The sequence below is a fragment of the Streptomyces sp. NBC_01334 genome (genome assembly GCF_035983595.1).
Classification (GTDB): Bacteria; Actinomycetota; Actinomycetes; order Streptomycetales; family Streptomycetaceae; genus Streptomyces; species Streptomyces coriariae.
The window spans coordinates 414,020-428,404 of the sequence record NZ_CP130719.1 but is presented as its reverse complement, the minus strand read 5'-3'; the positions used below and the strand labels follow the sequence as shown (position 1 = coordinate 428,404).

The following is a 14,385-nucleotide window of genomic DNA, read 5'->3' as shown; positions in this document are numbered from 1 at the left end:
CGAGCTTGGGATCAGCTGGGCGCGCCGCGGGCAGCTCTAGGGTGGCCTTCGTGACCGCAGTCTCCGTCAGCTCTGAGCACACCCGATCCCACCCCTCCCCGGGCAACTCACCGGGGGCGATGGTGGTGGACGACGTCCTGGGCAGGTTCGTCCGGGAATCCCAGTCGTTGCCCGGCGGCGGCTGCTTGGACAACTCCTTCTTCAGCCAGCACCGACAGCTCGAGGGCCGCACCGTCGTCCTGCTCCTGGACACCGAGGACACCGCAGAAGCGCAGCGACTGCTTCCCCGGCTCCGCCGTGCCGTCGAGGGCGGCACGGCGCTGCGTCGGCGCGCGGTGGAAGCGGTCGTCCTCGAGTTCAGCGCGTCCCCTGTGACCGAGGAGGAACTGAGCCAGGCCCAGGCCGATTTCCTGCTGGACACCATCGAAGTCGATGACGGTCGGGACGTCGTCCTGCATCTCACCGATTCGTGCGGCGAGCACGTCATGGACGGCTACTGGCCCGCGGTCCGTTTCGATGCGGAAGACCAGGTGATCGATGTGACGATCGAGGCGTAGACCCTCACCCGCCCCGCAGCCCACGCGCCGAGCTGGTCCGACCGGCAATCTTCGGAGTGGACGCGGGGGCGTGGATGCAGGCGAGGCGGGGAAGCCGACCACGAGGGCCACGGCCGTGAGGAGGACGGCGAGCCTGCGGGTTCAGGGGCAGAGGAAGAACTCCCGGTCGAGGATCGCGTGCACGACGGAGTCCCTCCACTCCCCCGCCCTCAGCACGTGCTCGCGAATCGTGCCCTCTTCCACCATTCCGGCGGCGCTCATGGTCTTGGCGGAAGCCTCGTTGAGGGGAGAACGGGCACCCCAAATGCGGTGCAGTTGCAAGTCGTTGAAGCCGAGACTCAGCAGCAACCGCACCGTCTCCACACCGTAGCCCCGCCCCCACGCGTCCGGGCGCAGCGCGAAGCCCATGGTGGCTCCACGCGGCTGGTGCGGATCAAGCGCCAAGCGGCCAGACCCGATCAGCTCAGCCGTCTCCGACTCGACGACCGCGAGCGCGTATTCCGTACGAGGCCTCACCGTGGCCTCCGCGACAGACCAGGCCACGACCTGTTGGACTTGCTCGCGGTTTCGCGATACGAACGAGAGGTGTTCGGTCGCTGCGGGGCTGCCGTATATGGCGAGCAGCGGATCCACATCCGTGATAGCGAGTTCCCGCAGATAAAGACGTGCGCTGGAACGCATGACGGGATGCATGCCCGGACTCTACCTGCGGGGCAGCGCTGACAGGCTGCGAACGCTTCGATCTCCGCGCCGAGATCGCGTTCCGCGGCTGCGGTCCGGATGGCACCGAGACAAGGGAAGGCACCGGCGCAGCATTGACGGGCTTACCGGCTTGCCACCACGGCCATCCAGGCCCTTTGACCACGTACTGCCGCCGCCTGGAGGCAGTACTCCTGGGCCTGGTTCCAGCGCCGGGATGCTTCCACGACAGTCACCAGGGCCAGCAGCGGGCGCTGGAGCTGTCCGCGCCGACCAGCACATGATCCGCACCCTGCTCAATATCGACGGCGCCGCCTGCGCCACAACCACGGGGAAAGCGAAGAAGCGTGCCACGGAAGCCGTCCTCCAGCGCGGCGAGGATCCAAAAGCCGTACGCGTGTGCGGCAATTCAACCCTATGATCACTGCGTCTCGGCCTCTGCTGCGGCCACATCCGCCTCCAAGACAGGCCAAAGACGATGACGAGTACCGCGCTCAAAACTCAACGGTTCCTTGCCCGCTCTGCGCAGGCGGCGGTAGCTGCGGCTGCCCTGGCGGACGTGTTCCGCGCGGTCGCGGTCCGGGATCACTACCTGCACCACACGGGCGATTCCCTGCACAGGTCAGGCTTCATGTCCACGGTCTTCCTCAATCTGATGACTCTCGCGATCGTGCTGTTCCTCGTGTGGCTTGCCCGTTCCCGGCGCAAGGCGCAGGAACTGACCCCCCGGGCCTCAGTCCCGAGTCGGGGCTGGACGATCGGTGCGTGGTTCATACCGGTGGTCAATCTCTTTGTCCCCCGTCGGCTCGTCCTCGACATCGGGCGCGCGAGTTCCCTGTCGTGGGAGGAGGAGCGAGACACGGCACTGGTGAATCTGTGGTGGGTCGCCTGGGTCGCGCACGCGCTGGTGCTCGTGGTGGCGGGCCGGGTAGCCCAGGGGTCCATGGCCTTCCTCGTAGTGGCGGAGGCACTCATGATCGCTGCGGCCGTGCTGATAGGGCTGGTCATCGAGCGCATCACGGTGCTGCAGAGCGTGGCGTTCGGTGCCGCCGTTCCCGTCGCGCCTCAGCCCCAGACCTGAGTCAGGTCGGCCAGGGCCGGTCGTCCTGTGCCGGGTCCGCCCCGCAACCAGCGACGATGACGCCGCCTTTGAAATTGCGCTGGTGAGGTGATCGAGTCAGGAACGACCGTGCTCGCGGTTGATGAAGCACTACAAGATCCTGCGTGACTGCCGCCAGCGCGGCGACGGCCTCCACCATGCGGTCCAGGCCGTCGCCCACATGCACAACCTCGCCCTGGCTGCGTGATCGGAACAGCAGAAACCTGGGCCTGACCTGCCCGAACACAGCCTTGTGCAACACGCTTTAGAGGTGTGCCACTCGCCATCCGGTCCAGACGCCCGGACCTTGGGCTCTCGCTGCACATGGCCAGCCGGACTCCGCCCGGGAGTGCGGGGGCTCCCGCCCAAAGCCATGCCGGTGGGTGCTCCCGCCCGGAATCACGGCGAGAACCCCGGCTGCGCCGTGAAGTCGTACACCGCGAAGTCCGCGACCGGGTGGTACCCGATGCGCTGGTAGAGCGCGTTGCTCGTCGGGTTGGCCAGGTCGGTGAAGAGGAGCACCTGCGCTCCGGAAGCCAGCGCGACGCGGCTCACCTCGGCCGTCGCCGCGCCCGCGTAGCCCCGGCCGCGCAGCCCTGCAGGGGTGTAGACGGGGGCGACCCTGATCTGGCCGGCCACCTCCGGGATGACGCCGGCCATGGAGACGGGGGTGCCGTCGGCCGTCTCCCAGAAGGTGACGCCGCCGTGAGCGATTCCTGCGTACCCGCCCCGCCCTGCATACGGTCCCGCTGACCGTGACCGACGGCCTGCGCCGCAGGGGCCCGCGCGTGTACGGGGAGGAGGATCCCCTCTTCGGCACGCTGGAGACGGACGGCGGGATCCGCGCGGTGTTCTTTCGCACGCCACCGCACCGGATCTACCTCACCTCCCTGACGGAGGAAGAGGCCGAGGCCCTCGCCGCGCGCCTGGCGGCCGCCGGTCGGATCCCGTCGCACGGGAAGCCGCAGCGTGCGAGGCGCTGGTCCGCTTCCGGGACCACGGCGGGCAGTGGTGGCATGTCACCGCCGGCGAGCATCCTCCGGCTCGGGTGGACCCTCCGACGGCGTAGAGCGATGTTCGACAGTGCGAGCTGGGGCGACGATCGCTACGCATCGAGGACTTCGAGACGGCCACAGCCGTGCTCCGAGCCACCGGAGCCCGCCGCTGGAGCCAGGGAAGGGCCGCCCGGCGCGGTACCGGGAAACAACCGGACTTTCGCCATCGACCACGACCTCACGGCCCAGCAGGCCGCCGCGCTCATCGAGTTCATCCAGTACGGCACTGCGGCAGGCTTCCTGACGGTGGAGACCTCGGTGGGCGGACGGCTCACAGCCTTCAATCGAGGCCGAACTGGTTGGTCAGGTCGGTGAACAGCTCCTGCGCGCTGTCCTGGAGGCCTTCGTCAGTGTCAGCGGGGAGCAGGCTGGCGGTGACGGGCTGGATCGTGTGCGGGTACCGGGCGCCGTCGGGCACGGAGGTGAAGCCGGGGTGGTCCATGATGACGGGGATCAGCGGCACGGCCTTGTGGAAGCCGGTGGCGACTGTGGCCTGGAGCAGCAGGCTGCTGTCGAGGCGGAAGTGGCGGGCGAGCTGTGAGGTGAGGATGCACAGGTCGCGACAGCAGGCGTCGAGGGTGTCCTGGTGCACGAAGAGCCCGGCGGGCAGGTGGTCGTCGTCGCGGAAGTGGTCTCGTGTGGTTCTGAAGGTGAGGTTGGCGGCCAGAACGACGGTCCCGTCGTCGTGGAGTTCGGCGTAGGTCTCGCGTCCGGCGCGCAGTCCCAGGGTGCTGAGCACCCAGCTGCGCAGGCCGGGGCGCGGGTTGCTGACAATGACGAGGCTGGCCAGGGCTCCGGGGTTTAGGCGGCTGTCGGGTTGCTGGGCTGCGCGGTCGTAGGCCTGAGCGGTTACAAAGCGGGCGCTGTCGCGGGTCGTACGGGTGGCGGAACGGGGCAGCGGACGCTCGGGCCGGGCGACGGCGATGAACCAGGCGGAGGCCTCCCGCTGCTGCAGGGTCACTGTCTGCCGGGTGTGGTCGACGAGCTGCCGGAGTGTGTCGTCGGTCTGCGCGGCGCGGGTGAAGCGGTCGCGGTAGGCGCGTTCGAGCTGGTGCTCGGCCATCCACGCGGTGTGGTCGCGGTCGCGGTAGGGAGCGACGGCGGCCTGCTGGTCCTTGTCGCGGGCGGCGGTGCCGTAGACCAGGTGCGGGGCCATGGGGCTGGCCGGGACGTCGGCTACCAGCACGCTGCGGGTGCCGTCGGGAGAGGTGAGCGTCGTGAAGGTGAGGCCGGACAGGTAGGGGTGGACGTGGTTGCGGATCCACTGGGCGTACTGCTCGGGCTTCACCTCGGCCGGGTCGATGCCGGTCAGCTCGCACCTGGTGTCCTGGACCCCGAAGATGATCAGGCCGCCGCGGGTGTTGGCCATCGCAGCGACGTCCTTGGCCAGTTCGTTCCACCGTCCCTCGCGCGGGGGCTGGGGAAGGTGCTCCTTCCAGTCCAGGTCGTCGGACTCCGCCAGACGGTCGGCAGCAGCCTTGGCGACCATGTCGAAGTCCAGGGGGCAGGGCGGCACACCAAGGTGCTCATGCAGTCGTGTCCAGGAACTGGCCATGCCCGGCACCCTATGGCGCGGCACTGACAACGCCGACCGGTATGGGGCGCAGGGGCATACCCGGGTTGGCGCCGGTCGTGAGCTGCTACGGACCGGCGGCCCGGACGAAGGTGGCGAGTTGGCCGTGTTCTTGCTCCGCGGTGACCGGCAGGGCGTGGTGTCCGGGCCGGGCGGTCTCGAGTGGTGTGGCTGAGGGTGATACCGCTTCAAGACTGCCCAGCAGTAGACGAACCGACCCGGACGTCCGCCCTGTTACGGCAGCTAGCTCCTCCGGGATGGCCACACCTCGCCGTCACCATTCCTGTTCGGGACTTTCCGCAGGATCAGCTCTTCGGGCTGGCCCTGCTGCTGTAGTTGGTGCCGGTGCCGGTGCGTACTGCGGTGCCGCCGCCGGGCAGGGGGAGGTAGCGGACGCCGGTGGTGGTGGTTCCGGTGAGGGTGAGCTGTTCACCTGGCAGGTAGAGGGTGGTGCTGGTGGGGTCGGTCTGGAGCAGGACGTTGCCGTCGGCGTCGTAGATGTAGCTGCTGCAGCCGGTGACAGATTGCTTACCGGGCCCCCAACCCGGGGGGGGTGACGCGTCTGGCCCCCGCGGTGCTCAAGGCGTGGGGGCGGGCGGGGGCGAAGTCTCGGGCAGCTTTGGTGCCGGGCTCTGGGCCTTCGGTCTGTTCCGAGGTGGTCATGCGCCACTTCTCGTTCTGCCAGCGCATGTGCAATGTCATGGTCAGCCACCCGTCCTCCACCGGTATCTCGGTGGGTGCCGTCCGGCCGGTCAGCCCAAACAGCGTGTTGCACCAGACGGCCGCTGTCGCAGTGGTCCCGGTGTAGCCACAGAGGGCCGTACCCGCGGGGGTGGCGCGCGAGACGAACTGAGGGCCGGTCGGGGGCTGGCCTGCAGAGTTGAGTCCAAAACGCATGAGCAGAGGGGCGTATGCAGCGTCAAAGGCGCGGATCTTCTTCTCGCGTCCCTCGGACTGCAGTGTCGATCGGAGGAGGACGTGGCGGTCCTCAGTGCTGAACATGCGCTCGCTGCCGCCCCCTGAATGCACAGGATAAGGGCGGGGATTCTATTGGCCCTTTGCGTGCTGCACAAAGACGCGCCAGGCGGCAGGTGTGAGGGAGAGTCTCGCGCGGTTGCGGTCTTTCGTATCTCGGACCATGACTGTGTGCGGACCGTTGTCCGCGACTTCTACGCAGGAGTCCTGCGTAGTGTAGGTGCTGGTGCGCCAGTTGGGCCGTTCGGACAAGGGTGCTCTCCTACTGGGGTGGAATGCGGTCGAAGTGCTGGATTGCGGTGAAAATGAGGTCCCGGACGGCCGTGCCGTAGACGGCCGCCTGCTGTAGCAGGTTGAAGGCCTTGGCGTAGAGCTCGATTTCGCGGGGCTGGGAGACTGACAGTTCTGCGGAGTAGGTCTCTACTAGGGCGAGTTTGTCGTCGAACAGGGAGAAGGAGTCCATCCGCTGACCAGCGGCGATGACGCTTGTAGACCGTCTCCCACGGACCGAACCGCTCAGGCAGATCCCGCCACTGCACCCCCGTCCGCACCCGGTACAGCACCCCGTTGATCACCCGGCGGTGATCACTCCACCGACCTCCACGCGCACCACCCGGAGGTAAGAACGACTCCAGCTGATCCCACTCCGCATTCGTCAGGTCTCCGCGGCCCATGCAACCAGCCTGGACCCAACACCCCACACTCGTCAGGAGATCCGAGAAACAGCGCCTAGAGGTGTCGCGGGTGCGTTTCCCGCCGCAGGCGGGCGCGCAGCTCCTGCGCTGTGCGCTGCACCAGCGGGACGTCCATGTCGGCGACCAGAGTCTTCAGGAACTCATCGATCACCTCTCCGGAGCCGCGCAGACGCGGGATCGGGCTGCGGAGGGTCTCGATGGCGGGCGTGAGGGGCCGGCACCGGGCGGCTCTCCTGCGCTGTCGCTGTGTGTCAGCGGACGAGCCGTCGGGCGTCCCAGACAAGGATGGAGGCGCTGCTCAGGTGCCAGGTGGCCAGGTACCGGCCGTCGGGCGAGGTCCGCACGTGGTGGGCCCTGCCGCGGCGGTCCGGGGTGAACTCGCCGAGCAGTTCGCCGGTGTCGGTCCGGTGGATGCGGACGGTGTCCCCCGGGACGGCGAGCCAGCGGCCGCTGTCGCCGACGGCGAACCGGTGCGAGCCCGGGATGTGCAGGCGCTCCCGGCCGCCGGGCAGACCCAGGATCCGGACCCCGTCCAGGGTGACGGTGGCCAGCCAGCTGCCGTCGGGGGCGAAGGCCAGGCGGTAGACGGCCCCCGGTGACGTGGGGAGTTCGGCCTGCAGTTTGCCGGAGACGGGGTCCCACAGCCGGATCCGCCCGTTCAGGTCGCCGATGGCGACGGTCCGGCCGTCCGGGGAGCAGGCCATGGCGCTGATGGGGGCGCGGGGGTCCGACTTCTTCCCGAGCCGTCTGATCGCGTAGGTCGTGCTGTCGATGACCGCGGGGCGGGGCGAGGTGTCGGTGGCGACCCAGGTACCGCCTGGGTCGAGGGCGAGTTGGGTGGTCCAGCCGTCGACCGACCGCAGGTGCCGGCCGGTGGCGGCGTCCCACCAGCGGGCGGCGTCGTAGTCCCCGGTGATGACCCGGCTGCCGTCCGGCGTGATCGCGCACACCTCGTGGATCCCCTCGGTCGGGCCCAGGACGTGCCGCACGCTCCGGTCGGCGACGTCGTGGATCCGGCTGGCCTTGTGGCCCGAGGCCGTCACCAGCCAGCTGCCGTCCGCCGCCAGGGCGACGTCCTTGACGTACGACGGGGACGGCAGCACGCCCACCAGGGCTGACGTCAGGTCGGTGGCGACGCGACCCGGGGCCTCCTCCCGCAGCTCCTGCCGGAGGTGGTCGGCCTCCGCCCGCAGGACGGCCTCGCCGGCCAGGGCGTCGAGCAGCAGCCCGGCCCGGAGAACCGGGTCCGGGCAGGCGCGGCGCTCCAGGCGGTGGGCGACGCGGTCCACGGCCCGGCGGGCCGCGTCGATCTCGGGGGTGTCGAACATGGCCAGGTCCGCGCGGAGTGCGGCCACGCCGCAGACCCTGACCTTCGCGGCCTGCCAGCGGGGGTTTTGGACCAGTCGTCCGGCGGCGGCGTGGTCGTGGGCGGCGATGTGCCAGGGCAGGTGGTGCCAGAGGTAGGTCTCGGCGACCGGCAGCTGCCACCAGTGGCCGCCCTCCGGCGGCAGGGTGACGGCCCGGGCGAGGACGCGGCGGTGCCCGGCGCGGATCTCCTCCGGGGTGCGGTGGGAGGAGATGAGGGCGTGCAGCCGTCCGGGGAACGTGATCCGCCGCAGTCCGTCGCCGCCCCGGGGCAGGGCGACGAGTCCCCGGCTTTCCATCATCGGCAGGACGGTCAGGGCGGGGCGCTCCGGCGTGACGTCCTCCCAGCCGACGGCCAGGTCCGACAGCAGGATTTCGACGTCCGGGGGGAGGGCGGTGAGCGCCAGGACCTCGTCCCGGAAGATGTGGAGGTCGGCCAGCGCCTCCCCCTCCGGGCCGCCGCCCCACTCCGCCGCCCGGGCGGCCGATGCGGCAGCTTGGGCCCGTTCGTACCGTTTCCCGCGCCGGAACCAGTCCATGTGCCGCCCCTCCCTACCCGACTGACGGGCAGTCAATCAAAGCCTCTGCCCGGTGCATACCGCGGCACGGTCACCGACGCTGGATCCCCGTGAACAACGGATGCGTCAGTACCGAACAGTCAGCCATACCCCTCACCAGCAGAGCATGCCCACCCGCTATCACGCACCAACTCGTAAGTGATGAGAGCAGAAGCGTGAGAGTCCGTGCCGGTCGCCGGGCTGCCGGGTGAGTCAGGGGTCACTCAGAGCGGACAACGGACAGAATGAATGACTCCCATAACGCCGCGACGAACGCGGTCTACGCCAGCCGGGCCACCGCCCGGACGGTGAAGCTCCTGCCGGACGGCACCGTCTTCCACGAGCGCACGGCGCAGAAGATCCGCCGCCAGGAGCAGGGCCACCAGTACGCCGAAGCCCAGCTCATCGCGCTCGGAGTTCCGGTGCCGCGGGCCGGATGCAACCCGGCCGTCTGGCTTCGGGAGGCCCTGGTCGCGGTCGGCGCCCGCAAGGTACGGCACCGCGGAGCGCACCGCTTCTGCAGACGGTTCCCGTGTGTTGCCGCCTGGCCGATGACGGTACCAGGACGAGAGGGCTGCGGCCGATGACTGCCACCAAGGCGCCCTGTCTTGCGCTGGATTTGCCGAGGTCCCCACGGCCTCGGCGTGGTGCCAGCTCTGACGACCCGACGGCATTCTTGGCAGCACCTCAGCGAGGGCGGGTTCGACGCCCGGCAAAGTCGTTGAACTGCTGTCCGAGGGCGGTGAAGAGCTTCGTGGTGGCACTACACCAGGTCGTTTCCGTTCGCCCGGTTCCGTCTCGGCCTATACGACGTCAGCGCTGGCGAGGCAGGCTGCGCGGGGTGGCCCTTTGCGGCTTACCCATCACGATGGGTCCGGATCGGCTGGTAGCCGAACTGGAGCCGTACTGGGATAGCCCTAGGGGGACAGGGTCGCTGAGGCAATCGGCTGTACAGAGGAGTAGGCGGGGGGCATAGCTCCGCTGCGGGCTGTGTCTTCGAGAGTCCTCAAAAGCGGTTGGAGTTTGGTGTGGCGGGACAACAAGTGGTCGGAGAGCGGATTGACGATGCCACGCAAGATCCCGACAGGTTGCCAGCGGCGCGGCACAGTGATGCGTGTCGTGCGTCGCTCGATCCCTTGAACCGCCTGGCGCGCGACTACCTCCGGGGAGATAGCGGCTGCCAGTAGGCGAGGGAAGGCGACCTCGCGCATCCGGGTCGTGAGTTCGTGTCCTCCGAGCGCCGATCGGGTCATCGGTGTTCGTACCCACCCTGGATAGAGAACGCCGGCCGTCGCTCCGTGCATGGCCAACTCGACGCGAAGGGCCCGGGCGAACTGCTCAATCCCTGCTTTGGACGCTGCGTAGGGGGCGTTTACGACTCCGTTGATGTACGCGTATGTGGACGAGGTCACCAAGACGTGGCCGTGGCTGGCGATGATGTGCGGGAGGGCCTCGCGCACCGTGCACCACACCCCCAGGAGATTCACCTCGATGATGCGCTCGAACAGCTCCGGGTCGACCGTGGCGATGGTGGCGGGCACGTCCGGACCGATCGCTGCGTTGGCGAAGACGACGTCAAGCGCGCCGAACCGGTCGATGGTGTGGGCCATCGCGCTGTGCAGGGATGCCCGGTCGGTCACATCCACCGACAAGGGAAGCGCTCGTTCCTCGCCCAGCTCGCGGGCGAGATCGGTGAGCGAGGAGGCGTTGCGACCGGTGAGAACGAGGTTGGCGCCTCGGGCGTGCAGGACTCGAGCGGTGGCTGCACCGATGCCGCCTGCGGCTCCGGTGATGAAGACGGCTTTCTTCAACAGGGAGTACTTGGCCATGGACCGTGTCCTCGTGAGGGGGGCGGGGATGGAGTCTCCCGGCGGGGTGGGCATGTCCCGGCTTGTGCGGCTCTCGGGGAGCACTGGAGGGTCGATGCCGGAACGAAAGGGGATGTGCCACCTTCGGAGATCACCGAGGTGAGTTCTCTGTAGTGGGGGCTGCGGGTGAGGAGGCTTTCGTGGCTGCCGGAGACCGCTGTCCCGTGCTCTGTGAGCAGGATGATGTGCCGTGCTCTGCGAACGGTGGACAGCCGGTGGCTGGCGACGATGACGCAGCGTGTGGTCGCCAAGTCGTCGAGGGCTCGGGTGACGAGTCGGTCGCTGATGCCGTCCAGGTGGGAGTTCGGCTCATCGAAGAGGAGGATGTCGCTGTCGGTAAGGAGGGCACGGGCCACGGCGAGGCCCTGGCGCTGGCCGCCGGACAGGTCCTGGACGCGACCCAGGGGCGTGTCGAGGCCTTGAGGGAGGCACACCACTGCGTGGCGCAGCCCGACCCTCTCCAACGCTTCCATCAGCTCCGCGTCGCTGGGCGGTTCGGCGAGGCCAAGCTGGAGGTTCTCGCGAATGGTGCCTTCGATGAGGGTGGACCGTTGGTCGACGTAGGTGACGCGTCGGCGCAGGTCGCCGAGGGGCCAGTTGCTGACGGACCTTCCCAGGACGCGGATCTCTCCGTGCTCGGCTTGTGCGAGGCGGTTGATCAGAGTGAGCACCGTGGACTTTCCCGCGCCTGAGGAACCGACGAGGGCAGTGAGCCCGGTCGCGGGGACGTGGAAACTCGCATGGTCCAAGACGGGGTTGCCGTGCGGAAGGCGGAAGGTGACACGGCGGAAGGTCACTGCCTGTGCGTCGGGATGGGGTAGGGGCAGGACGGGAGCTGCGATTGTGTCCTGTTCCGCTTCTGTTGGGCGAGTGAGGAGGTGGTGGAAGCGGCCTCGCGCGGTTCGTCCCACCTGTAGATGGCCGATACCGAGGGCGGCGACAGTCAGGGGTGAGGTGAGGTGCAGCAGGTAGAAAAAGAAGCCGCTGAAGGCGGCCAGGGACAGCTCTCCGTGCATGATCTGCTGCCCTGCTGCCAATGCGACGGCTAGGACGGCAATCTGCTGGCCCAAACTCACGACCGGGCCGATGAGGCACTGCAGACGGGAGGCGGGCAGACACGCCGAACGGACGGCATCTGCGGCGTGTCCGAGTTTGTGTACGGCCTCACTCTCGTAGCGGCAGGCCTTGACGGTGACGAGCGCGGCGAGGTGGGCGGTGAGGCTCTGGGCAAGCTGTCCGAGCGCGCGCTGCTGGGCGACTGCGAGGCGTTTCATCCGGGTCGTCATGAGGGCGATGCAGGCTCCGGTGAGCCCGAAGGCTCCGACGGCGACCATGGTGAGGCGTAAGTCGATAACGACCATGGCAGTGAGCGTGGCCGCCGTGGCGATGAGCGCCACCGGGAGGTGGACGAGACCGGTTTCGATGAGCAGACGCAGGAGGGCAGCGTCCGAGGTGACCCTGGCCGTGAGGCTGCCGGTGCCCTCGTCGCGTACCGCGCGTAGCGGCAGCCGCAGCAGATGCCCCATGGCCAGGCGGCGCAGACGCAGCACAGCGCGCTCGCCAACTCCCGCCAGTATCCACCCGCTCAGGGCCTGCAGTCCGGCCGCGCTCAGGACAGCGACGCTTATGCCCACGGCGGCCTGGGTGACCGACTGGTGCCGGGAGAGAGCATGCATCACGCCCATCACCAGCCACGGCACCACCAGACTGGCTGCGGCCGAAGCGAGGGACAGGACGGCTGCCAGGGCGAGCAGCAGCCGGTCGCCGCGCAGGAGGTCCTGGCCGATGCGCAGTCCCGGCACCACTCGGCAGTCGGGGGTCAGCGGCCGTGCCGACGGTTGGGGGCGGACGAACGAAAAGGTCATGTCGCGGTGCCTCGTTTATGAAGACCTGGCGAGGGAGGAGCCGGTCGGCCGCAGCTCTGCTCATCGCGTCGCGAAAGAGTGGCGTACTGGCGGGTTCCGGGCCCGTCACGGGCGGCGGCGATTACCGATCGAGGGGCCGGCGGCACGGCTACAGCCGACGCTGGCAGGCCGCTCTCTGCTGGGTTCTGTCCACAGGCCGGAGGCGGACTGCCCACTCATACCGGCTGGGGGACGTCGTCGGGTGTGAAGTGTACTGCCGTGCCGTACAGGTCGAGCAAGCCTTGGAAGGGCTGGGCGGCCAGGCCGGGCTTCCACAGTTCGACGGCCATCTCCCCGTGGTACAGCAAGGGCCAGCGCACATAGGTCCGCGGATCGGTCGGATCGTTGACGGCATTCGACCGGCGAACGGTGTCACGGGCGATCTCGACAGTCAGGTCGGTGCCGCAGCCAAAGCCGTAGGGGAACTGCTCGCGGTCCGCCTCGACGGTTTCGATCACCGTTTCGTCGCTGGAAACGACCCCGACGTGGGCGTGGATGCCGGCCCGGATGAGAGGTACCTCGCGTTCTCCGTCCGGGTCCAGAACCCACGTACCTGACGGGTCCTTTGTGACGCGGACGGTGGGGCATGCCTCCATCAGGGCGCAGATCTCCCAGGTCTCTACTGATGGTTGCATCGGCAGCATGCCGCTGGGGGCCAGGACACGCAGGCGCTGACCGTCGGCAAGGCGCGGCTCGACGGCCACGGTCTGCTCTCGTGTCAGGTTGCGCTTGTCGACGTCCCAGGACCCTGAGGCGCTGACCACCAGGCAGTCGAGATCGGGGTCGAAGGCGAACAGCATGCCTTCGCTGAAGCCCCGCATTCCCATGTAGACCTCGTACATGTCGGCCAGCTGGTCGGAGACGAAGTCGGACACCTTCACCGGCGCCGGCAGCAGTCCCATTTCGCCCATCCGACGGCCGGCATACGCCAGTTGCTCAGGGGCGTTGCTGGCCTGCCATGCCTCGGGGGTGATCGCGTCCCGGACGGTGTCGTAGTCCTCAGCGACCTGCCGGGCGCACGCCGCGGTGACCAGCCGATCACGCATGCGGTCGGCGATGTCCGTGGTCTCGGTGGGATGACCGCCCTCCATGTTGCAGAACGTCACCTCTGCCACCTGACCGGGAGCATCGCCGCGGGATACGAACAGGACCTTGGCAGCGCCGAGCCGGCCCATGGCTGTGCGGGCGGTGGCGACGACCTCTGCGTGGGGCAGCACACTGAGCCGTTCGGGTACCTCGACCACGGCGACGACATGGCGGGGGTTGCGGCGCAGGCCGTGCTGGTGGCGCAGCATGGCACTCAGCGGCGGGTAGGTGTCCGGGATCCTCTCCCGCAGGGGTTGCGGTCCCTCGGGGATTTGCCCGCACATGAGCATCAGGTCGACGTCGCCATGGGAGCGGTCCAGGACGGTGTGGCCCTGTACCTCGAAGGAGGCGACCAGATGGTTCAGGAAGGACCGCAGCGCCTGCTGTCCTGCCGGCACCTCGCCGATGACCTGGACCGTGCACGGACGCCACCAGCCGCAAGCGGTGACATCGGTTTGGACGTCGGGTACGGCGACCGGTGAACTGCTCATGGCCTACCTTCCGGGAACGTTGTGGCCGCCTTGAAAGGGGCCTTCGTCGGCTGGGTCGCGGCGCGCGAAAGCGCGGCGGTGACACGTTTGTTGCCGTGGACGTGCAAGAAGCCGCGTGTGGGGACGGGCTCAGGACGTCGGCGACCATACCGGCGGCCTGAAGGAACACCCCTCTACCGCCACCCTTTCCGGGGATCGACGGGTGATCCGTTGACGTCCGCGCGATATTTTTGCACGTCAGCGCCCTGGGAGCGCCACGTACTTCACGCACATGGGTGAATGGAAGAACCTGCCCTGAGTTGCCGGATCTGCCGAATTCACCCCATACGTGCTGCAGATTTGTCTCTCGCGTTCACCCGCACGCCGCAACGCATGCAAGGACTGTTCGTCGCTCTCCCTAAGATCACGTCGTCACCGGCGGCGGAAGCACTTTTCGCGTGCCATCACCTGCAAGGCGTCTC

12 protein-coding genes and 3 pseudogenes are annotated in these 14,385 nt (G+C 68.5%); 5 read left to right on the top strand and 10 right to left on the bottom strand.

The window, feature by feature from the left end; genetic code table 11:
* The first annotated feature begins 50 nt into the window (after positions 1-50).
* On the top strand, positions 51-557 hold the full coding sequence (locus tag OG736_RS46520) for a hypothetical protein (RefSeq protein WP_327188216.1): 507 nt from the start codon (positions 51-53) through the stop codon (positions 555-557).
* Between the two features lie 141 nt (positions 558-698).
* On the opposite strand, the gene OG736_RS46515 is transcribed toward OG736_RS46520, so the two are convergent.
* Complete coding sequence (locus OG736_RS46515) at positions 699-1,250, bottom strand: GNAT family N-acetyltransferase (RefSeq protein ID WP_327188215.1); 552 nt, start codon at positions 1,248-1,250, stop codon at positions 699-701.
* 286 nt (positions 1,251-1,536) lie between these two features.
* On the opposite strand from OG736_RS46515, the gene OG736_RS46510 reads away from it, so the two are divergent.
* The 3 genes and pseudogenes from OG736_RS46510 to OG736_RS46500 all read left to right on the top strand — a co-directional run.
* The gene (locus tag OG736_RS46510; protein ID WP_327188214.1) at positions 1,537-1,677 is read left to right on the top strand and encodes a hypothetical protein; all 141 of its coding nucleotides are present in this window, start codon (positions 1,537-1,539) and stop codon (positions 1,675-1,677) included.
* A gap of 57 nt (positions 1,678-1,734) precedes the next feature.
* Positions 1,735-2,337: a DUF4328 domain-containing protein gene (locus OG736_RS46505; protein WP_327188213.1), complete on the top strand. Its 603-nt coding sequence runs from the start codon at positions 1,735-1,737 to the stop codon at positions 2,335-2,337.
* Positions 2,338-2,458: 121 nt separating this feature from the next.
* Positions 2,459-2,563 (top strand): annotated as a pseudogene (locus tag OG736_RS46500) (IS5/IS1182 family transposase); the annotation flags it as partial.
* A gap of 191 nt (positions 2,564-2,754) precedes the next feature.
* Here OG736_RS46500 and OG736_RS46495 read toward each other — a convergent pair.
* The 6 genes and pseudogenes from OG736_RS46495 to OG736_RS46465 all read right to left on the bottom strand — a co-directional run.
* A pseudogene (locus tag OG736_RS46495) lies at positions 2,755-3,072 on the bottom strand (GNAT family N-acetyltransferase); the annotation flags it as partial.
* Between the two features lie 618 nt (positions 3,073-3,690).
* On the bottom strand, positions 3,691-4,965 hold the full coding sequence (locus tag OG736_RS46485; protein WP_327188212.1) for an AlbA family DNA-binding domain-containing protein: 1,275 nt from the start codon (positions 4,963-4,965) through the stop codon (positions 3,691-3,693).
* 1,065 nt (positions 4,966-6,030) lie between these two features.
* A complete protein-coding gene (locus tag OG736_RS46480; protein WP_327188211.1) occupies positions 6,031-6,210 on the bottom strand; it encodes a DUF397 domain-containing protein in 180 nt (59 codons plus the stop codon).
* A 10-nt stretch (positions 6,211-6,220) separates the two neighbouring features.
* Positions 6,221-6,421, bottom strand: a complete 201-nt coding sequence (locus OG736_RS46475; RefSeq protein ID WP_327188334.1) for a hypothetical protein — start codon at positions 6,419-6,421, stop codon at positions 6,221-6,223.
* Positions 6,417-6,632: pseudogene (locus OG736_RS46470) on the bottom strand (transposase); the annotation flags it as partial. The gene OG736_RS46475 and the pseudogene OG736_RS46470, both read right to left, overlap by 5 nt.
* A 272-nt stretch (positions 6,633-6,904) precedes the next feature.
* A complete protein-coding gene (locus OG736_RS46465; RefSeq protein ID WP_327188210.1) occupies positions 6,905-8,557 on the bottom strand; it encodes a WD40 repeat domain-containing protein in 1,653 nt (550 codons plus the stop codon).
* 263 nt (positions 8,558-8,820) lie between these two features.
* Here OG736_RS46465 and OG736_RS46460 point away from each other — a divergent pair, with 263 nt between their 5' ends.
* Positions 8,821-9,162 (top strand): hypothetical protein, encoded by a 342-nt coding sequence (locus OG736_RS46460; protein ID WP_327188209.1) that lies wholly within the window; start codon positions 8,821-8,823, stop codon positions 9,160-9,162.
* Between the two features lie 330 nt (positions 9,163-9,492).
* On the opposite strand, the gene OG736_RS46455 is transcribed toward OG736_RS46460, so the two are convergent.
* From OG736_RS46455 to OG736_RS46445, 3 genes are all read right to left on the bottom strand, one after another.
* Positions 9,493-10,404, bottom strand: coding sequence for a short-chain dehydrogenase/reductase (locus tag OG736_RS46455; RefSeq protein WP_327188208.1), 912 nt, complete (start codon positions 10,402-10,404; stop codon positions 9,493-9,495).
* Positions 10,383-12,308 carry an ABC transporter ATP-binding protein gene (locus tag OG736_RS46450; RefSeq protein ID WP_327188207.1) on the bottom strand — a complete coding sequence of 642 codons (1,926 nt, stop codon included), beginning with the start codon at positions 12,306-12,308 and terminating at the stop codon, positions 10,383-10,385. Before OG736_RS46450 ends, OG736_RS46455 begins: the two co-directional genes overlap by 22 nt.
* 215 nt (positions 12,309-12,523) lie before the next feature.
* A complete protein-coding gene (locus OG736_RS46445; protein WP_327188206.1) occupies positions 12,524-13,924 on the bottom strand; it encodes a hypothetical protein in 1,401 nt (466 codons plus the stop codon).
* Between the last annotated feature and the right edge of the window lie 461 nt (positions 13,925-14,385).